This is a genomic window from Pantoea sp. NPDC088449, assembly GCF_044753225.1.
Lineage (GTDB): Bacteria > Pseudomonadota > Gammaproteobacteria > Enterobacterales > Enterobacteriaceae > Pantoea > Pantoea floridensis.
This window is the reverse complement of record NZ_JBIVMT010000006.1, coordinates 15373-41923: the sequence shown is the minus strand read 5'-3', so window position 1 is coordinate 41923 and position 26551 is coordinate 15373. Positions and strand designations below refer to the sequence as shown.

Here is a 26551-nt window from a genome sequence, read left to right as displayed (position 1 = left end):
TTTAATTATCAATCAGTTGGGAGTTTACATGGTTACCAGAAGACGTTTTCTTGCAGGATGCACTGCCGTACCTGTTGTTTCCTACCTCAGCCTGAATTCCGCATTCGCCGCCACGCCACCCAGCATGCTGGTGATAGCGATGCAGCTCGATAACATCACCAGCCTCGATCCGCATGAAAGCTTCGAAGCCACCGGCGGCCAGATCTGCGGCAACCTGTATCAACGTTTAGTCACGCCCGATCCGCAACAAGCCGACAAAGTCATTGGCCAGCTGGCGCAAAGCTGGGACGTCAGCAGCGATAACAGCACGTATACCTTTCATCTCGATCCGGCGGCGAAATTCGCCGATGGTTCACCGCTCACCGCGGAAGATGTCGCATTCTCGATTGAACGTATCGTTAAGCTGGATAAGAGCCCGGCGTTTATCATCAACCAGTTTGGTTTCACCAAAGATAACGTGACGCAGCAGGTGACGGCGAAAGATGCCCACACCGTGGAGATGAAACTCGGTGCGCCAGCGGCAGAAACTTTCCTGCTTTACTGCCTGTCCGCTACCGTTGGCAGCATCGTGTCGAAGAAGGCTTGTCTGGCGAATCAGCAGAACAACGATTTCGGCAACGGCTGGCTGAAGCAGCACAGCGCCGGATCCGGTGCGTTTACGCTGCGCACCTGGAATGCCAGCGAAACGGTGATTCTGGAACTCAGCCCGCAATATGCCGCGCAGAGCAAAATCAAACGCGTAATCCTCAAACATATCGCCGACCCAGCGGCGCAGGCGCTGATGCTGAAGAAAGGCGATGTCGATGCGGCGTATGACCTCACCACCGAACAGCTGCTGCAGGTGAAAAACGACAGCAGCGTGGCGCTGGTGAATCAATCGCTGTCGGCCATCATGCTGATGTCGTGCAACACCAATAATCAATATCTGAAAAAGCCGCAGGTGTGGCAGGCGCTGAAGTGGGCGCTGGATTACGACAGCATCCAGAAAAACATTCTGTCGATGAGTTTTGTCACCCATCAGAGTTTCCTGCCGAGCGGTTTCCCGGCGGCGCTGGACGATACGCCATTCCACAAAGATCTGGCAAAAGCCAAAGCGCTGCTGGCCGAAGCCGGTTATCCGGATGGCTTCGAAATCACTCTCGATCACTACTCGATGCAGCCGTACCCGGACATCGCGCAGGCAATTCAGACCCAGCTGGGCGCGATTGGCATCAAAGTGTCATTGATCGCCGCCGAAAACCGCCAGGTGCTGACCAAAATGCGCGCGCGTCAGCATCAACTGGCACTCACCGTGTGGGGCGCCGATTACTTCGATCCCAACTCCAACACCGAAGCCTTCTGCGTCAACACCGACAACAGCGATAACGCACGTGCGCGTACCCTGGCGTGGCGCTGCAGCTGGTCAGATGAACAGTTCAATAAACTGACCGAGCAGGCGCTGCACGAGCCGGATCCGGCAAAACGTATTGCCCTCTACCAGCAGATCCAGCAGCTGGGGCGTGAAAAGAGTCCGTTCATTTTCATGATGCAGAAGACCAAGAATGTCGCCACCCGCAAAGGCCTGGCGGATGTGCACATGACCGTGCTGGAGCAGTGGCCGTATGCGCAGGTGAAAAAAGCCTGATGCCGTTACTGAAGAGAATCGTCAGCACCCTGGGAAGCCTGGTGCTGACGCTGTTTGGCCTGTCGGTATTGACCTTTTTCATCGGCCGCGTCATGCCCACCGATCCGGTGCTGGCGGCGGTCGGCGATAACGCACCGCAATCGGTGGTGGAGCGCGTGCGGACGGAAATGGGGCTGGATCAGCCGCTTTACGTGCAGTTTGGTCACTACCTCAATCAACTGCTGCATGGCGATCTCGGCCGATCAATTCTTACCTCCAATCCGGTGAGCACCGATATCGCGCGCTTCTTCCCCGCCACCATGGAACTGGCGACCGCAGCCATCATTATCGCTGCGCTCATCGGTATTCCACTCGGCGTATGGGCGGCGGTGCGTCAGGGTTCGTGGCTCGACCAAACCATTCGCGTGATCTGTCTCGCCGGCCATTCGCTGCCGGTGTTCGTGCTGGCGCTGTTGAGCCTGCTGGTGTTCTACGCGGTGCTCGGCATTGCGCCCGGTCCCGGCCGGCAGGACATTATCTGGCAGGATATGGTGCCGCAGGTGACCGGCTTCCTCACCATCGACTCGCTGCTGGCGGGAGAAATGGACGCCTTCTGGGATGCGCTGGCGCACATGGCGCAGCCGGTGCTGATTCTGGCCTACTTCAGCATGGCCTACATTACGCGCATGACGCGCACCTTTATGCTGAATGCGCTGAGCGGCGAATTCGTGATTACCGCGCGCGCCAAAGGGCTATCCTCGCGCCGGGTGATCTGGCGCCATGCCTTTCCCACCGTGGCGGTGCAGCTGGTGACGGTGCTGGCATTGACCTACGCCGGGCTGCTGGAAGGCGCGGTAGTGACGGAAAACGTCTTCGCCTGGCCGGGGCTGGGTCAATATCTCACCACCTCGCTGATGAACGCCGATATGAATCCGGTGGTCGGCGCGACGCTGCTGGTCGGCACCGTGTACGTGCTGCTCAACCAGCTGGCTGACCTTCTCTATCGACTTTGGGACCCGCGCGTAAAATGATCTTCTTCTCTCGAGACTGGCTGCTTGACGACACGCCAGCCAACCGCCGCCAGGCGGTGTGGGGCCGACGCTATCGCCTGTGGCTCAACCTGCGCAGCAATCCGCTGGCGATGATCGGCCTGCTGGTGATCAGCGTGATGCTGTTTCTGGCGCTGTTTGCGCCGTGGCTGACACCCTTTGATCCCGGCGTGCAGCATCTGGAAAACCGCCTCGCTGCGCCTTCTGCCGCGCACTGGCTCGGCACCGATGAGCTGGGCCGCGATGTCTGGACGCGCATTATCTACGGCGGCCGCACCACGCTCGGCATGGTGATCGCTGTGGTGCTGCTCACCGCGCCGCTCGGCCTGTTGATTGGCTGCATCGCCGGCTATGCGGGCGGCTTCGTCGATAAAGCGTTAATGCGCATCACCGATATCTTCCTCGCCTTCCCACGTTTGATTCTGGCGCTGGCGTTTGTCGCGGCCCTGAAGCCAGGTGTGGAGAGCGCGATTCTGGCGATTGCCCTCACCTCCTGGCCGCCGTATGCGCGCCTGGCACGCGCCGAAACCTTGCAGTTTCGTCATAGCGATTTTATCGCCGCCAGCCGCCTGACCGGCGCTTCGCCGCTGCGCATTATTCTGCGCCACATCATGCCGCTGTGCGTACCGAGCCTGATTGTGCGGGTCACGCTGGATATGAGTTCCATCATTATCACCGCCGCAAGTCTGGGCTTTCTTGGCATGGGCGCGCAGCCGCCGTCACCGGAATGGGGCACGATGATCGCCACCGCGCGTCGTTTCCTGTTCAGTGAATGGTGGGTGCCACTGATGCCCTGTATCGCGATTTTCCTGACGTCGCTGGCGTTCAACTTTCTCGGCGACGGTCTGCGCGACGTGCTGGATCCTAAGGAGCGCTAAATGTTGGTGGAAATTAGTAACCTGCGCATTGCCTTCCGCTCGCGCAGCGAAACCTTTGAAGCGGTGCGCGGCGTCAGTTTTAGCGTCGGCCGCGAGAAGTTTGCGATTGTTGGCGAAAGCGGCTCTGGCAAATCGCTCACCGCGCGCAGCCTGATGCAGCTGCTGCCGGGCAATGCCGAGGTCAGCGCTGATGTACTGCGCTTTGATGGCATCGATCTGCGCGGTGCCAGCGAGAAAGTGATGCGCAAAATTCGCGGCAAGCGCGTCGGTTTTATCCTGCAGGACCCAAAGTATTCGCTCAATCCGGTGATGACCATTGGCCAGCAGATTGCCGAAGCCTGGCGCGAGCACAAAGGCGGCAGCCATAAAGCGGCGATGCAGGCGGCGATTGCGCTGCTGGAACAGGTGAAGATTCGCGATCCAGCTGCCGTGGCGAAACGCTATCCGCATGAAGTATCGGGCGGCATGGGGCAGCGCGTGATGATTGCCATGATGCTGGCACCCGATCCGGAGCTGCTGATTGCCGATGAACCCACCAGCGCGCTGGATGCCACGGTGCAGGCCGAGATCCTTAAGTTGATTGACGAACTGGTGTCGGCGCGCGGCATGGGGCTGATCCTGATTAGCCACGATCTGCCGCTGGTGTCGCACTTCTGCGATCGTGTGGCGGTGATGTACGGCGGCCGCATCGTCGAGCTGCTCGACGCCGGGCAACTGCAGCAGGCACAGCATCCCTATACGCGCGGTTTGTTGGCCTGTTTGCCATCGCTGCGCCATGCGCGTGAGCGTTTACCCGTATTGCAGCGCGATGCCGCATGGCGGGAATAATTGGCAGGTCGCCATGAATGGCGCCCCTACGATCGTTCAGCGCGTTTTTGTAGGGTCGGCATTCATGCCGACCGTTTCCATGCCCGCACGGAGCATCCATGATTCAAATCGATAACCTGCACATCGCCTTCGGTGCGCACACGGCGGTGAATAACGTCAGCTTTGCGGTGGGTAACGGCGAAAGCTTTGGCCTGGTGGGTGAAAGCGGCTCGGGAAAATCCACCATTCTGCGTGCGCTCGCCGGGCTGAATGCCGACTGGCAAGGCAGCATGCTGTTTGGCGGCATGCAGCTCAGCGCCAAACGCAGCCGCGCTTTTTATCGTCAGGTGCAGATGGTATTTCAGGACCCGTTTGGTTCGCTGCATCCGCGCCAGACCATCGATCGTATCCTGCACGAACCGCTGCTGGTGCATCAGCTCGATCGCGCCGAGCAGCGCATCAGCCAGGCGTTAAGCGAAGTGGGTTTGCCGGCGGCGGTGCGTTTCCGCTATCCGCACCAGCTCTCCGGCGGCCAGCGCCAGCGCGTAGCGATTGCCCGCGCGCTGATCGCCGAACCGGAAGTGCTGCTGCTGGATGAACCTACCTCCGCGCTGGATGTGTCGGTGCAGGCCGAAATCCTGAATTTACTCAGCGATCTACGCAGCGAGCGCAAACTCACCTACATTATGGTGACGCATAACCTCGCGGTGGTAACGCACCTGTGTCAGCGCATTGGCGTGATGCAGCACGGCGAGATGGTGGAGCAGCTGAGCGCCGACGATCTGCGCGCGCGACGCATCCAGCATCCGCATACCGCCCAACTTTTCGATCTCAGCATGACGCTGGAGGAACCGGCATGACCGCTAACTGGCAACACGCTGCGGATATCGCACAACAGATTACCGAGAGCTGGCAGCAGCCGGGCGCGCCGGGCGGCGCAATCGTGCTGTTTGATGCGCAGCAGATTCACGCCACCCACTGCGCTGGCCTGGCCGATTTGGCGCAGCAAACGCCATTCAGCGCCGACAGCGTGGTGCGCTTCGCCTCCATCACCAAACATATCTTTGCCGCGTTGGTAACCGGCCCCGGCCGCCGCTATCTGCAGCTTGATGACACGCTGGCGCAGCATCTGCCGCAGCTCAGCGGCGCCAACGGGCAGATTACCGTTGGCCAGGCGCTGGACATGAGCAGCGGCCTGCCGGACGTGCGCGAAACCTTATCGCTGCTGGGATTGTCGGTGTACAACGCCACCCGCGCCGCCGACCTGTTGGATTTTATCGCGCGTGAAGGCGAGCTCAACTATCAGCCCGGCAGCGAAATCTCTTACACCAACACCGGCTACCGGCTGGTGGAAGAAGCGCTAAAAGCCAAAGGCGTACGCTTCAACGATTTGCTGCAGCAGTACATCAGCGATCCACTGGATATCAACCTGATTGCGCCGGAAAGCTGGTTCGATATCGTGCCCGGTTTAGCGCCGGGTTACTGGCAAAACGGCGACCATTGGCAGCTCGCCAGCGCCGGTTTGCATCTCTCGGCTTCGGGCAGCGTCACCGGCAGCCTCAATCATCTGACACGCTGGCTGCAAAGCCTGCTGGCCGATAGCGGACCGGGCGCGGGCGTGCTGCAGCGCCTGACTGCACCGCGCAATCTCAATGATGGTCGCACCAGCGGTTACGGTTTGGGCATTACCAGCTCGACGCTTGGCAGCCAGACGCTGTTTGGCCACGGCGGTTCGCACGCCGGTTATAAGAGCTATTTTCTGCTGCATCCAGAGCTGAAAATCGGCGTGGCGCTGGTCGCCAATCGCGAAGATGTCACCACTTCCGAAAGCGTGTTGCGCGTGATGGCGGCGCTGCTTAATCGTGAATTGCCGGAGAAAGGACACGATTTAACGCCGGGGCTCTACGTGGCGGAAGACGCCGCCGACTGGCTGGAGATCAAGGGCGTGACGGCCACCTGGCTTGGCGCCGGCGAAACGCTGTGGCGCGATGATGCGCACGGCGATGCGGTTTCGCTCTCCAGCACCTTTCCGATGCAGTTGCGTCACGAGGGCGCGGCGATTGTCGGTGAAATTGGCCATGCCGCACGACGTTTTGTGCCGGTGCAGCCCGACCAAGCCAGCCTCGATAATCTGCAGGGCCGCTGGTTCGCGCCGCAGTGGCGCAGCGAGTTGGTGGTTGAAGGCGATAGCTTGCTGATGGGCATCGGTCCGGCGGCGATTCGTGCCCGCTTACAGTCGTTAGGTGGCGATCGCGTACTGGCCACCGCGCAGGATGGACCGTGGGAGAAACGTTTTGTGATTGCGCGCGCAGGCGACACGCTGCAGTTAATGTTGAACCGCAGCCGGGTGGTGAGGTTTAGCCGTTAAACCAGGTGCGCATTAATGCGCACCCTACAAGACCGGCTCGATTCTGTCGTAGGGTCGCCATTAATGGCGACCGCATTCAGACCACGCGGTGACGCAAGCGGCCGATTTTCTCGATCTCCACTTCAATCTCATCGCCGGGGAACATAAACAGCGGCGGCGTACGCTTTTTGCCCACGCCACCCGGTGAACCGGTGATGATCACATCGCCTGGCGACAGCGGGCTGAACGCTGAAATGTACTCAATGATCTTCGCCACCGGATGCACCATGCTGGCGGTGGTATCGTTTTGCACTTCGCGCTGATTGAGCCAGGTTTTAATAGCCAGCTGCTGCGGATCGGGGATCTTATCGGCGGTGGTCATCCACGGCCCAAACCCCCCGGTTTGCTGCCAGTTTTTGCCGGCGGTGAACCAGGTAAACTGCATGTCGCGCACCGTGGCGTCCATAAAGCAGCTATAGCCAGCAACATGCTGCAGCGCATCGGCGGCCTTCACCTGATAGGCGGATTTGCCGATAATTACCGCCAATTCGCCTTCGTAATCAAACTCCTGCGTAGTGGCCGGTTTCAGCAGCGGCTGTTCGTGCGCCGCCAGCGAATCCGCAAAACGCACAAACAGCGTGGGCGCTTCAATCGTCTCAGCAAACTCTTTGCGTTTGTCGGCGTAGTTCATGCCAACGCAGAACACTTTGCCCGGATTTTCCACTACCGGCAGGAAGCGAATGGCGCTAAACGGATGATCAACGGGTTGCGCAAGGTAGGCATCAAGATCGCTCAACGCGCCGCGTTGCAACAACGTTTTGAGATCCGGGCAGTCCGCACCGAGGCGCGCACCGATATCAATCACGCCTTCCTGCTGCACAATACCGTAACTTTTTCTTTGCTGGTCAATAAGATAAAAACTGCAGAGCTGCATGACTGCCTCGTTGTTATATATAAATTGCGCGCAGGTTAGCAAAATTCAGCAGGAAATGCGGACCGACCTGCTGATTTAACGCGGTCGCCATAAATGGCGCCCCTACAAATAACGGGCGCGATTTTTGATTATGACTGCGTGCTCGCCAGATAGGAGAAGGCGCTCAGCAGGCCGATCAGCGTGTTCATCTCATCCGCGCGATAGCCGACGGTCACCGCATCAATGCGCGTCACGCCGGGAATCAGGCTGAACAGATCCGCCAGCACCGGTTTGCTGGCCTGCAGCTGCATCTCATAAGGCGCGCTCAGGCGCGTGGTGCTGACCTGCCGTTTACGCTGTACGGCGGCGGTCGCCGCTGCGCGAATGGCGTTTTGCGCCGCCTGCGGGCTGATGGATTCGGCGCAGGTGTGCGAGATGGCGCGTTTCACGCAGACGTAATCCACCGAGGGATAGTGTTCCGCCATCCAGCCTTTAAGCTGATCGTCACCGCTCACCAGCCACAGCGGCGTGCCCTGTTCAGCCGCCGCGGCCGCATAAATGTCGCTTTCGCCCATCACCTTGCCGTTGATGTGAATACGCCAGAACGCGCGGCCGTTGATGGTGTGCGCCAGCACGCCCGGCTCGCCCGCCGCGCTGTGGTAGCCGATAAAGAACAGGCCATCAAACGGCTGCTGTTCAATGCCTTCCACCATCGATAAACCGCGCGGTTTGCCCTGCACCATGCGCGCACGCGGATCGATATTTTCCGCGCGCAGGTTGGTCATCTGCGCATGGCTGTCGGCCACCACCACTTCGGTGGCGCCCCCGGCAAAGGCACCGTCGATGGCGGCATTCACTTCCTGTTCCATTAGTCCGCGCGCCAATTGATATTCCGCGTGGCCAGGTGAACACTGTTCCGGGCGCATCACGCCCGCGATGCCTTCGATATCGGCTGAGATGAAGATTTTCATGAGGTTGGGGTTCCGTGCGGTTATTAGCAGAGGCCGCCATGAATGGCGACCCTACGGGCCTGTGGTGTTTTTTGTAGGGTCGGCATTTATGCCGACCGGGACGACAGCGCCAATCGATCCAAAACGTCGCTTAACGACGGACGATAATGCCTGCGGAAACCGGTGACGGCTTCGGCGCTCAGCAAGGCATCCAGCACCGCGTGTTCGGTGGCATCGGCGGCGGCGGCGAGCAGCGGTTCCAGCGTGGATTCTTCCGGCGGTTGTGGCCGGGGCTGGGTGGAAAACGCCACAGCAATATCGCCCGAGCCGTGGCCCCAATAGCTGCCCAAACGCCCTAAACCGGCACCTGCGCGTTTGGCGACGCGCTTCAGTTGCCGCGCATCAAGCGGCGCATCGGTCGCCATAATAATGATGATGGAACCGGCATCGCGCTGCGGCGTCAGTTCCGGCAGCAGCGGCGCAATCATCTCGCCAAGGCGCACGCCATCCAGCGTCAGTGCGGTCAACGCGCCGAAGTTCGCCAGCACCAGCACGCCAAGCGTGGCATTGAGCGACGGAATCAGGCGCGATGCCGTGCCGATGCCGCCTTTCAAACTAAAACAGCTCATGCCGCGCCCGGCACCGACGCTGCCACGCGCAAAATCGGCGGTGGCGTTATCCAGTGCCTGTTGCGCCATGGCTTCCGTTATTGCCAGCGCCTGAATGTCATTCAGCCAGCCATCGTTGCACTCCAGCGCCAGCGGATTGACCGTCGGCAAGCTGCGGCCCAACTCGTGGTTGCGGCTGATGGCATCGCGCACCAGCGTGGTAAATAGCGTGCCCACCGCCAGCGTGTTGCTGAGCAAAATCGGCGTCTGCAGCACGCCCAACTCTTCAACCTGCACCAGGCCAACCGGCTTTGCGAAACCGTTGAACACCGCAGCCGCACAGGGCAGCGGCTGAGTAAACAGATTGTCGCCCGGCGGCACAATCGCGGTGACGCCGGTTTGCCGCTCTCCGTCCGCCAGCGTGTAATGTCCGACGCGCACGCCCGGCACATCGCTGATGCGATTAGTGGCACCGCTAACGCTGCGCGGTTGTCCCAGCTGGCGCTCGCTGCGCCAGCGTTGCAGCAGCAGATCGCGCTGTTGTTGTTGAAAATCCATACTTAGCTCTTCAGTTTAGGATCGAGCGTGTCGCGCAGCGCGTCACCCAGCAGGTTAAACGCCAGCACGGTAATGAATATCGCCAGACCCGGAAACACACTGACGTGCCACAAGCCAGCCATCATCATGCTGCGGCTCATCGCCAGAATATTGCCCCACTCCGGCACATCGGGTTCAGGGCCGAGGCCGATAAAACTCAGCCCGGCAGCAGTGAGAATACTGGTACCGATACGCATGGTGAAATAGACAATCACGTTCGAGAGCGTGCCTGGCAGAATATGGCGCAGCAGAATCACGTGATCCGGCGCGCCGGCGCAGCGCACTGCTTCGACATACGCCGCTTGCTTTAACGACAGCGTGGAAGCACGCACGATGCGGGCAAACACCGGCACGCTGAAGATGGCCACCGCAATGATGACGTTATTCAGTCCCGGCCCGAGAATCGCTACCACCGCAATCGCCAGCAGCATGCCGGGAAAGGCGAACAGCACGTCGGAGCCGCGCATAATCAGCATATCGATCCAGCGGCCATAATAGCCCGCCAGCAGGCCCAGCAGTACGCCGACTATCATGCCGAGCGTCACCGACAGCACGCCAACGTACAGCGAAATGCGTGCGCCAAAGATAATGCGACTTAACAAGTCGCGGCCAAGTTCGTCGGTGCCCATCCAGTGTGTGCTGGACGGCGGTGATGACAGCGCCATCCAGTCCGGTGCCATTGGATCCCAGGGCGCCAGCAACGGTGCGATGACGGCCACCAGCACCAGCAGCAGCACAAAACCGCCGGAAACCAGCGCCAGCGGATTACGCACCAGCGCGTGCAGGAAATCACGCCACGGCGAACGGATCGCCTCCTGCGCGTGGGCAGGCAGAGATTGCAGACTCATTACGGCTCCTGTCGCAGGCGAATCGCTGGGTTGACCACGGCATACAGCAGATCGACCAGCAGGTTAATCACAATAAATTCAAACACGAACAGCATCACTAACGCCTGGATCACCGGCTGATCCTGCGCCTTGATCGACTCGATCAACAGCCAGCCTAATCCCGGCCAGTTGAAGACGCTTTCGACCACGATCGATCCGCCGAGCAGAAAGCCAAACTGCAAGCCGAGCATGGTGATCACCGGGATCAATGCATTGCGCATCACGTGTTTCCACGTCACCAGCCGATTACGCAGCCCTTTGGCTTTGGCGGTGCGCACGTAATCTTCCTGCGCCACTTCGAGAAACGCCGAGCGGGTGAAGCGCGCCATCACCGCCGCCACCGATGATCCGAGCGTGATGGCCGGTAATACGATGTCGCTGGGTTGATTGAAGCCGCTGACCGAAAACAGGCCAAACGGCATGGCGACGAACTGGATCAGCAGCAGGCCCAGCCAAAAGGTCGGCATCGAGATACCGCCCACGGCGACGCTCATCAACGTCCAGTCCTGCCATTTACCGCGTTTCAGCGCGGCAAACACGCCGAGGAATAACCCCAGAATCACCGACCAGGCAAAACCCGCCAGCGCCAACCACATCGTCGGCATAAAGCCTTGTTTAATCACTTCCAGCACCGGCTGTTGGGTGCGATAAGTGACGCCAAGATCGCCGCGCAGCAGGCCGCCGATCCAGTTGATGTATTGCTGCGGTAGCGGATCGTTAAGTCCGAGATGCTGGCGCGCAGCTTCCACCGCGGCTAAAGGCGCATCCGGCCCGGCGTAGATGCGCGCCGGATCGCCGGGCAGCAGCTTGATGAAGCCGAAGACCAGCAGCGAGACCACCAGCAGTACGGGGATCATCTCCAGCAGTCGACGAATGATGTATGCGAACATGCGGTTCCTTTATTTTGGGGATGGTGCTCGCTGGCCCTCACCCCAGCCCTCTCCCGCAAGCGGGAGAGGGAGTTATTCGTCCCCTCTCCCGCTTGCGGGAGAGGGTTAGGGTGAGGGCTTTACTTAAACGCCGCCTGATTAAACAGGAAGTTGCCATCCGGCAGCATCGACACGCCGCTCAGCGTGCTGCGCTTGCCAACCAGATTGTCTGGCGTGCCGAGGAAAGCCACCGGTGCCTCTTTCCACAACACTTTCTGCGCTTCAGCGTACGCCTCGCCACGTTTGGCCGGATCGGCGGTGGCTAAGCCACCGGCAATCGCTTTGTCGGCTTCGGCATTGCTGAAGTACGAAACGTTGTAAGAGGTCGGCACCCAGGATTCGGTGGCATAGAGTGGACGCAGTGCCCAGTCGGCATCACCGGTTGAGGTGGACCAGCCACCGTAATAGAGGTCAAATTCCGCCTGTTTCGGGTCTTTCACGCCCCACAGTTTGGCGTTGCGCGTGCCAGAATCCATCGGCGTGACCGTGGCGCGAATGCCCACCGTTGCCAGCTGCGCTTTCAGCACCTGCGCGGCACGCACGCTGGCGGTGGCGTTGGTGACCCACAGTTTCAGGTCGAGGCCGTTCGGATAACCCGCTTCCTTCAACAGCGCTTTGGCCTCATCCGGCGCATAGCGATAGTTCGGCGCGCTCTGCTTCTGATAGAACTGCACGCCTTGCGGAATCGCCGAGCTGGCCGGTTTACCCATGCCGGCAAACGCCACTTTCAGCCACAGATCGCGGTCGATGGCGTAGTTGATCGCCTGACGCACGCGGACATCATTCAGCGGCTTGTGCTGGGTGTTGATCGCCATGTAGTAGAGGTAAATACTCGGATCGCGCTGGATCGCCAGTTTGCTGTCGCTCTGCACGGTGGCGATCAGATCCGACGGCAGCGGCCAGATCGCATCAACCTGCCCCGATTTTAGTGCCGCGACGCGCGTGGCATCTTCCGGGCTGGGCGAGAAGATCACGTTATCCACCTTCGGCCAGCCCTTCTGCCAGTAGCCGTCGTACTTCGCTAAGCTGACAGCTTTACCCGGCTGCCAGCTGACGAATTTGAACGGGCCGGTGCCCACCGGATGCAGGCGCAGCTGCGCTTCTTCCGGATATTGCTTCAGGATTGCCGGGCTCCACATCACCGCCGACGGATGCGCCAGCGTGTTGATGAAGGCACCAAACGATTGGTTCAGCTCGATTTTTACCTGGTCCGGCGCCAGCACTGTCACCTTCTCAATCATCTTGTACAGGCTGTTGCGCTTGAGGCCTTTTTTCTGGTCGGCGAGGCGATCGAGGTTGGCTTTTACCGCTTCCGCATCGAACGGCGTACCGTCCTGGAAGGTGACGTCTTTACGCAGCGTCAGGGTAAATTCAGTGGCGCTGTCGTTGCTGGTGTAGCGGGTGGCCAGCCACGGCTGCAGCTTCATCTGTGCATCGAACTGGAACAAGCGCTCAAAGATGCCGCTCTGCACCGAGTAGCTGACGTTGTCGGAGGTATCGTGCGGATCGAGGCCGGTGATATCGGCATACATCGAAATGCGCAGATCCTGTGCCTGAGCAGCAGCGGACAGCGAGAGGGTCAATCCCAGCGCAAGCGCCGTACGGCGGAAAATCGGGTTCATGAAATCTCCTGGTATTGAGGGTTAGCGCGAAACACAGTCAGCGACCCAGTGTTGCGGAGCAACCTGGCGATAACGTGGTTTGATGACCGTTTCTCCCACCTTGCGCAGCGGCGAAGGGATGTCGCTCTCTTCGAAAGTGCGGGGTTGCCGGTTCTGAGGATCGGCTACCGGCACCGAGGCCAGCAGACGTTGGGTATAAGGATGTTGTGGCTGGTTGAACACCGACTGGCGCGGTCCGAGCTCAACAATCTGGCCGAGATACATCACCGCCACGCGGTTGGCGATGCGCTCTACCACCGCCATATCGTGCGAGATAAAGATCCACGCCACGCCGGTTTGCTGTTGCAGATCCATCATCAGATTGACCACCTGCGCCTGAATCGACACGTCCAACGCCGAAACGGCTTCATCGGCAATGATCACCTTGGGTTTCAACGCCATAGCGCGCGCAATGGCGATACGCTGGCGCTGGCCGCCGGAAAATTCGTGCGGATAGCGCCGCGCATGTTCCGGCAGCAGTCCCACGCTTTTTAGCAGCGCATCGACCTGCGGCGAGGCCTCGTCCAGCGACTTCACCATGCCGTGCAGCAGCAGCGGCTCGGCAATGGTGAAACCAACCGTCAAACGCGGATTAAGTGAGGCGTAGGGATCCTGAAATACCATCTGAATTTCACGGCGCAGCGGTTGAAACTGTGCCTCTTTCAGGTTGGCGATTTCATTGCCCTGAAAATGGATGCTGTCGGCATCGCTGTTAATCAGCCGCATCAGCGCACGCCCGGTGGTGGATTTACCGCAGCCGCTTTCACCGACAATCGCCAGGGTTTCGCCCGGCCACAGGCTGAAATCGATCTGCTCCACTGCGTGCACCTGATGGGTCAGCGCCGAGAAAATGCCGCTGCGAATCGGGTAGTACACTTTCAGACCACGCACATCCAGCAGCGGCGTTTCATCGTAGCGCGCGGTGCGCTGCTCGCTGCGATCGTTGGCCTCGCTGCCCAACAGCGGAAAGCGCTGCGGCCACGCGTGTTCGCGCATATCGCCGAGTTTCGGCACTGCGGCGAGTAATGCTTTGGTGTAAGGATGCTGCGGCGCATTGAAGATGTCGCTGACCGTGCCCTGCTCAACCACTTCGCCACGTAGCATCACCACCACGCGATCGGCGATTTCGGCCACCACGCCCATGTCGTGGGTGATAAACAGCACCGCCATCTGCTTCTCGCGCTGCAGGTCGCGCAGGATGTGCAGAATGCGCGCCTGCACCGTAACGTCCAGCGCGGTGGTCGGCTCATCGGCAATCAGCAGCTGCGGATCGCAGGCCAGCGCCTGGGCAATCATCACGCGCTGGCGCATGCCGCCCGACAGCGAATGCGGATAACTTTTCATCACGCGATCCACATCGGCAATACGCACCTGACGTAATAACTCACGCGCGCGCGCCTCGGCCTGGCTTTTGTCGCAAATCTGGTGGTCACGCAGCGCTTCCGTCAGCTGATCGCCAACGCGTAATACCGGATTGAGCGAGGTCATCGGCTCCTGAAAAATCATCGCCATCTCACGGCCACGCAAAGTGCGGCGCTGAGGTTCAGTAAGGTTGGCCAACTGATGGGCGTTGCCCTGGCGATCGCGAAACTGCATGCTGCCGCGATCGATGCGCCCAGCGGCGGCCAGCAAGCCCATCACCGCCAGCGATGTGACCGATTTTCCCGAGCCGCTTTCGCCCACCACGGCGACAATTTCACCCTGATGAATGTTAAAACTGATGCCCTTCAGCGCCTGATTCTCGCCGCTGCGGCCGCGAAAACTGACGCTGAGATCCTGAATCGCGAGCACCGGCTCAGAACCGGCAACGCTGGCGGCGTAGGGGGTAAGTAAAGTGTCCGTCATCGTTGCTCCGCGTGCGGGTTACAGCCAGATTCGGCCTTGAGCGTAAGAAAGGAACGGCGAGCTGTCGGCGGCCAGCCAGATCGGGCCATCGAGATCGACATGTTCGGCGGCTATCGCCACCGGCAGCGCCGCCTCCATCGCCAGCGATGAGCCGAGCATGCAGCCCACCATCAGCCGCATATCGCACTTCTGCGCCTCTTCCACCATCGCCAGCGCTTCGGTGAGCCCGCCGCACTTATCCAGCTTGATGTTGATCATCTCGTAGCGATTGCGCAGCGGCGCGATGTCTTCTCGCGTGTGGCAGCTCTCATCGGCACAGATTGGAATCGGGTGCGCAAACCGCTGCAGCGCCTGATCCTGGCCCGCCGGCAGCGGTTGCTCGACCATCGCGATGTTGTAGCTAACCAGCGCATTGAGCAGGCTGGGCAGATCGACGCCCGACCAGGCTTCATTGGCATCAATGATTAAGGTAGCGCGCGGCGCGGCCTGACGGATCGCCGCGACTTTTTCAAGAATCTCGTCGCGATTAAGTTTGATTTTCAATAGGATGGCACCGCGCGATACTGCATCGGCAGCGGCGGCGGCCATGTTCTCGATGGAATCGAGGCTGAGAGTTTCGGCGGTAATCACCGAGGGCGGCTGAGCACGTTCGCACTGTTGCCACAGCGTGTGCTTCGCCAGCGCGGCATCCAGGCGCCACAGCGCACAGTCCAGCGCATTACGCGCTGCACCCGCAGACAAACGGCTTTGCAGATCGAGGCGGCTCAAGCCCGCTTCAATGTCGGTACGCAGCGTTTCCAGTTCAGCGTTGACACTTTCCGGCGTTTCATCGTAGCGCGGCGTTGGCGTACATTCGCCCCGACCAATGAAGCCGTTCTGCTCCAGCGTCACGCGAATCACCGTGACCGCCGTACGCGTGCCGCGCGAGATGGCAAATAGACGCGCCAGCGGCAGCTCCAGCACTTCAATCTGCATGCGCCGCATGTTAGCCACGCTCCTGCAGCAGCGCGGCGATATCCGCCATGCCAAATCGCACCGGATCGGTGGCCGGCACGCCGAATTCAGCGCTGATTTCGCTGCAGTAGGCGCGCGCTTCCTGTTCGCTGTAGTTCGAGGTGTTGATGGCAAAACCGGCCAGTTGCACAACCTCGCTGGTGACGTGCGCCGCGCGCAGGTTGGCTTCGACACAATCCTTCAGGCTCACCATCGGCTGATGCGGCAGATGACGCATATGCGGACGGCCCATTTCGTGACACATCACCAGCCAATGCGGCTGTGCACCGTGGATCAGTCCCATACTGACGCCGGCGTAAGAGGGATGGAACAATGAACCCTGGCCTTCAACGATATCCCAGTGATCGGCATCATTGGCAGGCGACAATGCTTCGGCCGCACCGGCGATGAAGTCGGCAATCACCGCGTCAATCGCAATCCCTTCGCCTGCCACTAAAATGCCGGTCTGACCGGTAGCGCGGAAATCGGCTTTCATGCCGCGTTCGCGCATCGCCGCTTCCAGCGCCAGCGAGGTGTACATTTTGCCCACCGAGCAGTCGGTGCCAACAGTAAGCACTCGCTTACCTGTACGCTTTTTACCACTTCCCACGTTCAGTTTTGGACGCATATGGCGCAGGTCGAACAGCTTAACCCCTTGCGCTTCTGCTAACGCGACCAATTCCGGTTCATCGACTAAACGGTGGTGCAAGCCGCTGGCGACGTTCATCCCGGCAGCAATGGCGCTTTTCACCGTGTCGAGCCAGTGTGTTGGCAGGTAACCACCGGCATTGGCGGTGCCAAGCACCAGCGTTTTGGCGCCGCGCGCTTTGGCGGCGGCGATATCCAGTTCTTCGAGGCCAAGGCTAACGGTGCAGCCTGGCAGTTTGATTTCGCCAACGCACTGCTCGGGTCGCCATACCTGAATGCCGCGCGCAGTTTTAGCGGCCAATGGATCGGTAACGTCGCCGAGGAAGAGTAAATAAGGTTGAGGGATCAGCATGATGTTTCTCGTTTCAGACGGTTTATAGGGCCTGAGCTGACTATTTCATGCAGAAGAAAAGGTGACGAATGCTTGTTTAGTTGCGGGGTATAACCTGCGGCTATAGCCAGATCGAAATGTGATGACTGAAGGGATAAATCAATCTATTAGCGGAGAAATGGCAGGGAAAGCGGCTGGAGAGATAAGAAAACAGTTGATAACCACAGGTCGATCCCTGACCGCGATTATCGAGGGTATGCTGGGGAGATCTTAATTTAGCGCGCCCGGCGGTACGTGTTTGAAGGTTTCGACATAAGAACGGAACACGTAGCGGAAAAAGCGTTTCATAAGGCACCTGGTTCAAAAATTGTTGAAGAAATACGCAAAAAGTATAGCGCCTGAGCGTTTTTACCGCAATTTTTTTTGAAGTGGATCACAGAATGGGGATTTATTGCGGGTTTGCGGTGGTCGCCATGAATGGCGACCCTACGGTAAGCGCAGTTGAAGTTGTAGGGTGCGCATTTATGCGCACCAGGCAGCAGCGGGCTTAGCTGAACCAGCCCATGTGCTCGCTTAAAATGGTGCAGCCAATACTGATCAGTACCACGCCACCGAGGACTTCAGCCCATTTGCCCATCACCGGACCAATAAAGCGTCCTACCAGCACGCCGGTGGTCGCCATCACGGTGGTCGCGGCGCCAATGGTAACGGCGGTCATAATGATATTAACCTGCAGGAACGCCAACCCAACACCGACCGCCAGCGCATCCAGGCTGGTGGCAACGGCAGTTAATGCCAGCACCATAAAACCGTGACGCTGCGGCGCTTCGCAAGGCTCATCGGCCGTTTGACGGAAACCTTCCATGATCATACGACCGCCCAGTATGGTTAACAGGCCAAACGCTACCCAGTGATCCCACGCCATAACGTAGCGGCTGGCCGCGAGACCAATCGCCCAGCCAATCAGCGGCGTCAGCATTTCGATCACGCCAAAGATTAAGCCAGTACGCAGCGCTTCTTTGAAATTCGGGCGATGCAGTGATGCGCCTTTGCCCAGTGCTGCGGCGAAAGCGTCCATCGACATACCAAAGGCCAGAATCAGGGTTGCGATAAATGTCATGGGTTTTCAATCAATGCTGCGGAACAGGCCCTAAAGCCGCTACTTCTCCGCATTTATTGTTCAGTAATGAAAAAGTGCGCGCAGTCTAACACGCTAAAACGCCAAAAAAAAGACAGTAAAATCAGGGATTTAAGTATAGCAAAGGCTATAACTCTTAACTTCCGCTATTTTTGTCGCTAAGTGAATGGAATAGAAGAAATTTCTTAGCGCGATCAGGCACGGGGATTGCACCGTAGCGCCCTTTTATGCGCTAATGCCGACGCTAACTGATTTGGAAGATGACCATGAATAACCCATTCGAAACGCTGATTATCCCGGGTGGCATTCTGCTGCTGGGCTTTCTCTCCGCTCTGCTGCTGCCCGCGCCCTCGTTTGGCATTGAGCTGGCAAAACGGCTGCAGGAAAGTTTGCATCTGATGGATGTTAATCAGCTGTATACGATTGTTTTTAGCCTGTGGTTTTTGCTGCTGGGTGCCATTGAGTTTTTCGTCATTCGTTTCCTGTGGCGACGTCGTTCGCGTTGATCGCTCTCCGCATGGTGATGCATTTTTCTTCTGCTGGAGTCGCCTCCTCATACCAAAATTCATCACCACAAAATTGTAACATTACTTTTACACAGACTGGCTAAATATTGAGCGCCACAAATTCCGCATAAATAATCAATCCACCAAAAACAGATAAAAATCATTATCTTAAATTGTGATGCATGTCACTACACCTCTCCTTCCCCCACAACAACACTCACAAAGCCATAACATTCACATTACCATAAGCATCTGATTAAGAGATAAAAATCCCTTATGGCAGCGGGGTTGAGCTGATTAATTCTTATGCTGAATCATTTCCGCCTTTAAAAAATAAACAAACGTTTAATTCCGATACGAGAATGTTATATTCGAATGCATATGCATAACGTGCAGTTAACCGTTATCGTCCCTATGACTTATACCTGAGTCTTAACCTTTGAGAAGTAGCACCACGCGCTCGAAAGAAGCGCGGCTATTTCGCCTGCGAACCTGTTGAGCTTCAGGTCAACAGAGAGAGGAGATGTCGCCTCATGAGTACTACTGCGGTAAATCTGGCGCTCGCCGCCGCTGGCAAGGAAAGCGCACACCTTCAGGACCGAAAAGACGTCGACGTACTGCTGATTGGCGCAGGCGTGATGAGTGCGACCCTGGGCACATGGCTGCAGGATCTCGAGCCTGACTGGTCGATTGAGATGGTTGAACGTCTTGATGACGTTGCCGTTGAATCCTCTAATGGCTGGAACAATGCGGGAACCGGCCATGCCGCGCTGGCGGAGCTGAACTATACGCCGCAAAAGGCGGATGGCAGCATCGACATCGCTAAAGCGGTGGCGATTAACGAATCGTTCCAGATTTCGCGCCAGTTCTGGGCCTATCACGTTCAGAAAGGCAACCTGCGCAATCCTAAAAGCTTTATCCACAGTACGCCGCACATGAGTTTCGTCTGGGGCGATGATAACGTTGAATTCCTGCGCAAGCGCTTCAATGCGTTGCAAAAAAGTACGCTGTTCCGCGGCATGAGCTATTCAGAAGACCGCGATCAAATCACCCGGTGGATTCCGCTGGTGATGAACGGGCGTGACAGCAAGCAGAAAGTTGCCGCCACCTGGACCGAGATGGGCACCGATGTGAACTTCGGTGAAGTGACGCGTCAGCTGATTGCTGCTTTAGAGAAGAAAGCCAATTTCCGCCTGCGTCTGCGCCAGGAAGTGCGTGACATTAAGCGCCTGAGCGACGGCCGCTGGCAGGTCAGCCTGCATAATCTGGCCAGCGGAGAAAACCGTGTGCTGACTACGTGCCAGCTGTTTATAGGTGCGGGCGGCGCGGCGTTGCCGCTGCTGCAGAAATCCGGCATTCCCGAAGTGAAAGGCTACGCCGGCTTCCCGGTGGGCGGCTCTTTCCTCGTTACGGAAAATCCGGACGTGGTGAAACAGCACATGGCGAAGGTGTATGGCAAAGCCAGCGTCGGCGCACCGCCGATGTCGGTGCCGCACGTTGATACACGCGTGCTGGATGGCAAGCAGGTGCTGCTCTTTGGCCCGTTCGCCACCTTCTCCACCAAATTCCTTAAGCAAGGTTCGCTGCTGGATATGTTCGGCGCGATGAATGGCAGCAACCTGAAACCGATGGTGCAGGTTGGCCTGAAGAGTTTCGACCTGGTGAAATATCTGGTTGATCAGGTGCTGCAAAGCGACAGCGATCGTATGGAAGCCTTGCGAGCTTACGTCCCGCAGGCGCAGCAGGAAGATTGGCGTTTGGTGACGGCAGGCCAGCGCGTGCAGATCATTAAAAATGACGAGAAAGAGGGCGGCGTGCTGCGTCTTGGCACCGAAGTGGTGACGTCTGAAGACGGTTCGATTTCGGCGTTGCTCGGCGCCTCGCCTGGTGCATCAACCGCCGCACCGATTATGCTCGAGCTGATGGCGAAAGCCTTCCCGGAGCAGATGCGTTCACCGGAGTGGCAGACCAAAATCCGCATGGTGATCCCATCGTGGGGCCGCAAACTGAACGGCGATGTGGCGCTAACCGAGAAAGTGCTAGCCGACACCAGTCGCGTGCTGCAACTCGATTACGAACCCGTTGTTACACCGGATGCCGCCAACGATGAAGCGCGCGAAACGGCGCACGTGGTGGGGAAGTAATCAGGTAGTCTCAACCCAGGTCGCCATGAATGGCGACCCTACATTGTAGGGTGCGCATTCATGCGCACCGCAATCACTAGCTTAGCAGTACCGCGTCATACAGCATCCACGCCGTAGTTGCCACCAGCGATAACGCCATCAAACCGTTAAACGCCTGACGTTTCCACGCTACCTGCAGATGGCTGCGAAGGCGGTCGCCCAATGCAGCCCAAATCAAAATGCACGGCAGATTCAACGCTGCAAATCCCAATAATACGGTCAGCACGCCGTTGCTGTTGGCGTACATCAGCGCCACGTTCGTCACCATCAGCCAGGCTTTCGGATTCACCGCCTGAAAACAGATACCGCCCACTAGCGTCATCGGGCGCGGGCGTTCGCGCAACTCCGGCGCCCCGGCGCGGAATATCTTCCATGAGAGCCACAGCAGATAGCTGCATCCGACCACTGTCAGCGGCAGGCGAATCGCGCCCATCCAGTGCAGTAACACATCCAGCGCCATACTTGCCAGCAGCATCTGTATCGCACAGCCCAGCAGGATGCCAAACAGCATCGGCAGCGTGCGCCTGAAGCCAAAGTTGACGCCTGAGGTCGCCAGTAACAGATTGTTCGGGCCGGGCGTGATCGACATAACGGTGACGTAGCTGAAGAATGAGGGATCGAGCATGATGCGCTTCCTGATGAACCAATGTTGCATTTATGCTAATGCGGAGCGCGCGATGGAAACAGAGACACAAAACCACTATTGTAATGGATACAGTTGTCTTAAAACTGAATTGTACCCATCACGCGCGGAGGCTTTTGTGTCCCTTCCTCTTTCATCCGGTCAAACGCTGTATCAGCAGCTGGTCGATAGTTTTGCCGAGTCAATTCATCAGGGCACGTTAAAGCCGGGCAAACGCCTGCCGGCGATCCGGCGCGTGGCACAATCACATCAGGTTAGTATCAATACGGTGCTAAATGCCTGGCAAATCCTGGAAGATCGCGGCCTGATCGAATCACGTCCGCAATCGGGTTATTACGTGCGCGGCGTGCTGCCCGCCGTGACGCGTCCGGTTAAACCGCTTGCGGCAAAAATTAATGACCCCAGCTCGCAAAAGCTGGCGCTAATTGAGCAGGTGTTCGCCGCGCAGAATAATCCGGAGTACACCAATATCTCGCTCGCCTGTCCGCAGGATGGCACCTTCTATCCGGCGGCGCGTATCGGACGCATTACCGCCTCCATTTTGCGGCAGAATCCCAACATTATCGGGCGCTACGCGCTTCCGCCTGGTAGTGAGCGCTTACGGGAGGAGATTGCGCGCCGCGCGCTGCATAACGGCATCAATCTGCCGCCGCAGGAGATCACCCTCACCCACGGCTGCATGGAAGCGCTGCAGCTGGCGCTGCGTGCAGTAACCAAGCCCGGCGACTGCATTGGTCTGGAATCGCCAACCTATTTCTTCCTGTTTCCGCTGCTGGCGTCGCTGGGGCTGAAGGCGCTGGAAATCCCCACCGATCCGCAGCAAGGTTTGTCGCTGGATGCACTGGAGATGCTGCTGCAGGAGAAACGCATTCAGGCAGTGATCGCCATGCCCGGCGCGCAGAACCCGCTGGGTTATGTGATGCCGCTGGAGCATAAAAAGCGCCTGGCTAAGTTAGTGAATACTTACCACGTTCCGCTGCTGGAAGACGGCTTGTACGACGAATTGCAATTTGAGTGGCCGCTATCGCCGCCGGTGAAGGCCTTTGATAGCGACGGCTGGGTGATTTACTGCACCAGCTTTACCAAAACCGTGGCACCCGATTTTCGTATCGGCTGGACGGCCGCCGGCCGCTTTCATGAACGCATCGCCCAGCTTAAGGCAGTGTCCTCCATGGCAGAATCACGCCTGTTGAGCGAAACGCTGGCCGAGTTTCTTGCCAGCGGCGGTTACGATCATCATCTGCGCACGCTGCGGCGGCGCTATGCCGCAAATCTTGATGCCGCGCGCGGGATGCTGGCGCGCCACTTCCCACAGGGCACGCGCGCTACCCTGCCGCGCGGCGGATTTGTCTTTTGGGTAGAACTGCCGGGCAAAGTCGATACCGTGGAGATGTTTCATCGTCTGCTGCAAGAGCAAATCTGTGTAACGCCGGGAGCGCTCTACTCGCTGAGCAATCGCTATACGCACGCGCTGCGCCTCTCCTGCTGCTATCCGTTTGATGAGCGTTATACGTGGGCGTTGCAACGCACCGGCGCGCTGGCCTGCGAAATGACAGGCCTCGCGCCGGGGCAGGATCAGGGCTTGCCGTTGCGGCCCCAGGTGGTGTAAGGCTCACGCTCGGTCAGGCGCTCGTAATACGTTTGTACCGCCGGGAAGGGAGGATGCTCAAGCGGTGTTTCATACCAGCGATTCACCGCTAATCCCACGGGAATGTCTGCCAGCGAGAAATTGCGGCCTGCGACGTAGCGCCCGGTTTTTTCCAAATGCGCGTTGAGAATGTTCATGGTGTGCGTCCAGCCTTTGACGGCCGCCGCCAGCAGTCGGGGATCCTGATGTGCTGGCGAGTTGCGCACCAGTGACATAAATGCATAGCGCCAGGAGGTATTCAGCTCGGTGGCTTGCCAATCCATCCACTGATCGACCGGCGCACGGGCGCGCGGATTCTCTGGGTAGAGCCATTCGCCGCCGTTGCTATTAGCCAGATAGCGCAAAATAGTGTTGGATTCCCACAGCACGAAATCGTCCTCGATAATCACCGGGACCATTGCATTGGGATTGAGTGCCATAAACTCGGGCGAGTGCAGCGATTGCGGATCGTCGCCCCAGGGTTCAGATTCATACGCGATATCCAGTTCTTCGCACAGCCACAGAACTTTTCGCACGTTAATAGACGAAGTACGGCCAAGCACTTTTAACATTGCAGTCTCCAATTGCAGAATTCTTAATCTATTCATAGCCCTGTTGCTGGCCTTTCGCAATCGGCAGGATGTAAATCCGGATTTCAGACAACCTCAACGAGGAAGGAGTGACAATGCAGGTCGCATTTAAACAGGTGGATGTGTTTACCTCATCGGCGTTCAAAGGTAATCCGCTGGCGGTGATTATGGATGCGCAGGGATTAAGTGACGCGCAGCTGGCAGCAATCGCGCGCTGGACGAATCTGTCGGAAACCACCTTTGTGCTGCCGCCGCAAGATGAAGCGGCAGATTACCGCGTGCGCATTTTTACCGTAGAAGGTGAACTGCCCTTTGCCGGTCATCCAACGCTCGGCACCGCGCACGCGCTACTCGAAGCGGGTTGGCCGCTAAAAACGCCGGGCAAGATTGTGCAGGAGTGCGGCGTTGGCCTGGTTGAGGTGAAGATTAGCCACGACGGCGCGCTGGCCTTTGCAGCCCCCGCCGCCACCTTAACGCCTTTTAGCGATGCGCTGATGAGCAGTGCGCTCAACAGCGAAGCCTTTGATCTCAGCCAGGCACCAACCATCGTCGATATGGGCATTCGCTGGCTGCTGATTCCACTGAGCAGCGCGCAGGCGGTACTGGATGTGGTGCCCTCGGTGGCCGATTTACATCGTCTGCAACAGCATGCCGATGTTAACGGCACGATGATTTTTGGCGCGCTTCCCGCGGATGAAAACGAGCAGTACGAAGTGCGCGCGTTGCTGGTTGAGAATGGCAGTTTGACCGAAGATCCGGTTACCGGTAGCGCCAATGCGTGCCTGGCACGCTACTTCGCCGCCCAGGGCCAAACGCGTGATTATCGGGCGCGCCAGGGCAGCGTGATTCAGCGTGAAGGCCGCATTCAGGTGAGTTTTAGTGATGCAGCGATCTGGATTGGCGGCCAAACGGTGACGGTGATTGATGGGACGATTGCGGTGTAAGGTTGCCATTTATGGCAACCTGGCTGGCGTCGCTGTTTAATGAGGTCGCCATTAATGGCGACCCTACGGATTACAGTGCCTGGCCACCTGAGGCTTCAATGCGCTGCGCGGTGATCCAGCTGGTTTCATCGCTGAGAATTGCGCTAATGGCGTCACCAATATCATCCGGTAATCCCACACGACCCAGCGCAGTCACCGAAGCGATGTGGTCGTTGAGATCTTTGGTATCACGTACGTGGCCACCGCCAAAATCGGTTTCTATCGCTCCTGGCGCCAGAATGTTGACGCGGATGCGGCGTTCACCCAGCTCTTTAGCCTGATAGCGGGTTAATACTTCCATCGCGCCTTTCATCGACGCGTAAGTGCCAGAACCTGGCAGCGTCATACGCGTTAAGCCACTGGAAATGTTCAGGATGCGCGCACCATCCACCAGCAGTGGCAGCAGTTTCTGCGTCAGGAAATAGGGCCCTTTGAAATGCACATTCACCAGTGCGTCGAACTCATCTTCCGTGGTATCGGCAAAGGGCTTGTAGTGGCCGTGGCCGGCGTTGTTCACTAAATAGTCAAAGTTGTCACGCTGCCAGGTTTTTTGCAGCGCCTCTTTTACCTGGGCCACAAAGCCATCAAATTGTCCCGTGTCGCCAACATCCAGCTGCAGCGCCACTGCACGCGCGCCCAGCGCTTCAATCTGTTGTACTACCGCCTGCGCTTCTTCAGCATGGTTGCGATAGGTAAACAGGATATCGGTGCCTTTAGCGGCCAGTTTCAGCGCGCCATTTTTGCCTAAACCGCGATTTCCGCCGGTAATCAATGCAATTTTATGACTCATGTTTCGCTCCAGTTGGAAAATTGAACACGGGATAAGGATATTCGCGAATAATTGATCTATAAACGCAGAGGAATACGCAGCACTGTTTCACTAACAACAACAATCGGTGAACAACATGGATAAAATTCACGCAATGCAGGTTTTTGTGCGGGTGGCAGAAATGGGCAGTTTTACCCGTGCGGCAGAAAGTCTCGGTTTACCGAAAGGCAGCGTTTCACGCCAGCTACAGGCGCTGGAAAATCAAATGGGTACGCGCCTGCTGCATCGCACCACGCGCCGCGTGCATCTGACTCAGGATGGCCTGGTCTATTACGATCGCTGCCTCGATTTACTATCGATGCTCGACGACATGGACAGCCTGTTTCAGCACGATCCCGGCACCTTAAGCGGCAAACTGCGCGTGGATATGTCGGTGGCGATGGCGACCGGCTTTGTGTTGCCGCGCCTGCCGGAGTTTTTACAGCACTATCCTGGCGTGGAGATTGAGCTGAGCAGCAGCGATCGTCAGGTGGATGTGATTCGTGAAGGCTTTGACTGCGTGGTACGCGTGGGCGAGCTGAAAGATTCCGGCCTGATTGCGCGCAAAATTGGCACTCACGCCTTGATTAACTGCGCCAGCGCCGACTACCTTTCCCGCTTCGGCATGCCGGTGCGGCTGGAAGATTTGTCGCAACATGCGATGGTGCATTACAGCCAACAGCTTGGGCAACCTTCACAGGGCTTTGAGTATTTTGATGGCAAACAGTGTCATTACATTCAAACCGGCGGCGTGGTGACGGTAAACAGTACCGAGACCTATCGTGCCGCGTGTCTCGCCGGTCTCGGCATTATTCAGGTACCGGCGATTGGCGTACAGCCGCTGCTGGAATCAGGACAGCTGGTAGAAGTGCTGCATCACTTCCCGGCGAAACCGATGCCGATCTCGCTGCTTTATCCGCATCGTCGTAACGTGGCGCGTCGCGTGCGAGTGTTTATGGAGTGGCTCAGCCAAGTCCTACAAGAGTATGTGACATAAGACGCTATAATTGTATTTTCGCAGTGAACA

25 protein-coding genes are annotated in these 26551 nt (G+C 58.1%); 11 read left to right on the top strand and 14 right to left on the bottom strand.

Features of this window, described 5'->3' with window-relative positions; all coding sequences use genetic code 11:
- Positions 1 to 28: 28 nt before the first annotated feature.
- The 6 genes from ACIP6T_RS21410 to ACIP6T_RS21385 all read left to right on the top strand — a co-directional run bounded on the left by ACIP6T_RS21410 (position 29) and on the right by ACIP6T_RS21385 (position 6705).
- Positions 29 to 1624 (top strand): ABC transporter substrate-binding protein, encoded by a 1596-nt coding sequence (locus ACIP6T_RS21410; RefSeq protein WP_400458794.1) that lies wholly within the window; start codon positions 29 to 31, stop codon positions 1622 to 1624.
- Positions 1624 to 2634 (top strand): ABC transporter permease, encoded by a 1011-nt coding sequence (locus ACIP6T_RS21405; protein ID WP_345827826.1) that lies wholly within the window; start codon positions 1624 to 1626, stop codon positions 2632 to 2634. Before ACIP6T_RS21410 ends, ACIP6T_RS21405 begins: the two co-directional genes overlap by 1 nt.
- Positions 2631 to 3530 carry an ABC transporter permease gene (locus ACIP6T_RS21400; protein ID WP_097095698.1) on the top strand — a complete coding sequence of 300 codons (900 nt, stop codon included), beginning with the start codon at positions 2631 to 2633 and terminating at the stop codon, positions 3528 to 3530. The genes ACIP6T_RS21405 and ACIP6T_RS21400 overlap by 4 nt, the downstream gene beginning before the upstream one ends.
- The gene (locus ACIP6T_RS21395; RefSeq protein WP_097095697.1) at positions 3531 to 4358 is read left to right on the top strand and encodes an ABC transporter ATP-binding protein; all 828 of its coding nucleotides are present in this window, start codon (positions 3531 to 3533) and stop codon (positions 4356 to 4358) included.
- A 98-nt stretch (positions 4359 to 4456) separates the two neighbouring features.
- Positions 4457 to 5197, top strand: a complete 741-nt coding sequence (locus ACIP6T_RS21390; RefSeq protein WP_097095696.1) for an ABC transporter ATP-binding protein — start codon at positions 4457 to 4459, stop codon at positions 5195 to 5197.
- Positions 5194 to 6705, top strand: coding sequence for a serine hydrolase domain-containing protein (locus ACIP6T_RS21385; protein WP_400458791.1), 1512 nt, complete (start codon positions 5194 to 5196; stop codon positions 6703 to 6705). Before ACIP6T_RS21390 ends, ACIP6T_RS21385 begins: the two co-directional genes overlap by 4 nt.
- Positions 6706 to 6781: 76 nt before the next feature.
- Here ACIP6T_RS21385 and ACIP6T_RS21380 read toward each other — a convergent pair whose 3' ends face one another.
- From ACIP6T_RS21380 to mntP, 11 genes are all read right to left on the bottom strand, one after another.
- Entirely contained in the window at positions 6782 to 7618 is an 837-nt protein-coding gene (locus tag ACIP6T_RS21380) for a fumarylacetoacetate hydrolase family protein (protein WP_400458789.1), read from the bottom strand.
- A gap of 128 nt (positions 7619 to 7746) precedes the next feature.
- Positions 7747 to 8568, bottom strand: coding sequence for a M55 family metallopeptidase (locus ACIP6T_RS21375; protein WP_400458787.1), 822 nt, complete (start codon positions 8566 to 8568; stop codon positions 7747 to 7749).
- Positions 8569 to 8654: 86 nt separating this feature from the next.
- The gene (locus ACIP6T_RS21370; RefSeq protein ID WP_400458785.1) at positions 8655 to 9713 is read right to left on the bottom strand and encodes a P1 family peptidase; all 1059 of its coding nucleotides are present in this window, start codon (positions 9711 to 9713) and stop codon (positions 8655 to 8657) included.
- A 2-nt stretch (positions 9714 to 9715) separates the two neighbouring features.
- Positions 9716 to 10600, bottom strand: coding sequence for an ABC transporter permease subunit (locus ACIP6T_RS21365; protein ID WP_400458784.1), 885 nt, complete (start codon positions 10598 to 10600; stop codon positions 9716 to 9718).
- On the bottom strand, positions 10600 to 11529 hold the full coding sequence (locus ACIP6T_RS21360; protein ID WP_345827815.1) for an ABC transporter permease subunit: 930 nt from the start codon (positions 11527 to 11529) through the stop codon (positions 10600 to 10602). The genes ACIP6T_RS21365 and ACIP6T_RS21360 overlap by 1 nt, the downstream gene beginning before the upstream one ends.
- A 119-nt stretch (positions 11530 to 11648) precedes the next feature.
- Entirely contained in the window at positions 11649 to 13190 is a 1542-nt protein-coding gene (locus ACIP6T_RS21355; protein WP_400458781.1) for a glutathione ABC transporter substrate-binding protein, read from the bottom strand.
- A 21-nt stretch (positions 13191 to 13211) separates the two neighbouring features.
- Entirely contained in the window at positions 13212 to 15074 is a 1863-nt protein-coding gene (locus ACIP6T_RS21350) for a dipeptide ABC transporter ATP-binding protein (protein WP_400458780.1), read from the bottom strand.
- A gap of 18 nt (positions 15075 to 15092) precedes the next feature.
- Complete coding sequence (dgcA, locus tag ACIP6T_RS21345; RefSeq protein WP_400458778.1) at positions 15093 to 16058, bottom strand: N-acetyl-D-Glu racemase DgcA; 966 nt, start codon at positions 16056 to 16058, stop codon at positions 15093 to 15095.
- A 1-nt stretch (position 16059) separates the two neighbouring features.
- Positions 16060 to 17067, bottom strand: coding sequence for an N-acetyltransferase DgcN (gene dgcN / locus ACIP6T_RS21340; RefSeq protein ID WP_345827807.1), 1008 nt, complete (start codon positions 17065 to 17067; stop codon positions 16060 to 16062).
- A 249-nt stretch (positions 17068 to 17316) separates the two neighbouring features.
- Positions 17317 to 17394: a stress response protein AzuC gene (gene azuC, locus ACIP6T_RS21335; RefSeq protein WP_141400269.1), complete on the bottom strand. Its 78-nt coding sequence runs from the start codon at positions 17392 to 17394 to the stop codon at positions 17317 to 17319.
- A 199-nt stretch (positions 17395 to 17593) separates the two neighbouring features.
- Positions 17594 to 18166 carry a manganese efflux pump MntP gene (mntP, locus tag ACIP6T_RS21330; RefSeq protein ID WP_097095685.1) on the bottom strand — a complete coding sequence of 191 codons (573 nt, stop codon included), beginning with the start codon at positions 18164 to 18166 and terminating at the stop codon, positions 17594 to 17596.
- Between the two features lie 284 nt (positions 18167 to 18450).
- On the opposite strand from mntP, the gene ACIP6T_RS21325 reads away from it, so the two are divergent.
- Together ACIP6T_RS21325 and mqo are read left to right on the top strand one after the other, a co-directional pair.
- A complete protein-coding gene (locus tag ACIP6T_RS21325; protein ID WP_097097629.1) occupies positions 18451 to 18690 on the top strand; it encodes a DUF1158 domain-containing protein in 240 nt (79 codons plus the stop codon).
- A gap of 533 nt (positions 18691 to 19223) precedes the next feature.
- Positions 19224 to 20834: a malate dehydrogenase (quinone) gene (gene mqo / locus ACIP6T_RS21320; RefSeq protein ID WP_400458775.1), complete on the top strand. Its 1611-nt coding sequence runs from the start codon at positions 19224 to 19226 to the stop codon at positions 20832 to 20834.
- Between the two features lie 76 nt (positions 20835 to 20910).
- Here the strand turns inward: mqo and ACIP6T_RS21315 are convergent, their stop codons facing one another.
- On the bottom strand, positions 20911 to 21498 hold the full coding sequence (locus tag ACIP6T_RS21315) for a LysE family translocator (protein WP_400458773.1): 588 nt from the start codon (positions 21496 to 21498) through the stop codon (positions 20911 to 20913).
- Between the two features lie 136 nt (positions 21499 to 21634).
- On the opposite strand from ACIP6T_RS21315, the gene ACIP6T_RS21310 reads away from it, so the two are divergent.
- A complete protein-coding gene (locus tag ACIP6T_RS21310; RefSeq protein WP_097097628.1) occupies positions 21635 to 23125 on the top strand; it encodes a PLP-dependent aminotransferase family protein in 1491 nt (496 codons plus the stop codon).
- On the opposite strand, the gene ACIP6T_RS21305 is transcribed toward ACIP6T_RS21310, so the two are convergent.
- Entirely contained in the window at positions 23092 to 23715 is a 624-nt protein-coding gene (locus ACIP6T_RS21305; protein WP_097095682.1) for a glutathione S-transferase family protein, read from the bottom strand. The genes ACIP6T_RS21310 and ACIP6T_RS21305 overlap by 34 nt on opposite strands.
- Before the next feature lie 113 nt (positions 23716 to 23828).
- On the opposite strand from ACIP6T_RS21305, the gene ACIP6T_RS21300 reads away from it, so the two are divergent.
- Positions 23829 to 24677, top strand: a complete 849-nt coding sequence (locus ACIP6T_RS21300) for a PhzF family phenazine biosynthesis protein (protein ID WP_097095681.1) — start codon at positions 23829 to 23831, stop codon at positions 24675 to 24677.
- Positions 24678 to 24747: 70 nt separating this feature from the next.
- Here ACIP6T_RS21300 and ACIP6T_RS21295 read toward each other — a convergent pair whose 3' ends face one another.
- A complete protein-coding gene (locus ACIP6T_RS21295) occupies positions 24748 to 25506 on the bottom strand; it encodes an SDR family NAD(P)-dependent oxidoreductase (RefSeq protein WP_097095680.1) in 759 nt (252 codons plus the stop codon).
- A gap of 115 nt (positions 25507 to 25621) precedes the next feature.
- On the opposite strand from ACIP6T_RS21295, the gene ACIP6T_RS21290 reads away from it, so the two are divergent.
- Complete coding sequence (locus ACIP6T_RS21290; protein WP_345827797.1) at positions 25622 to 26521, top strand: LysR family transcriptional regulator; 900 nt, start codon at positions 25622 to 25624, stop codon at positions 26519 to 26521.
- Positions 26522 to 26551: the final 30 nt, after the last annotated feature.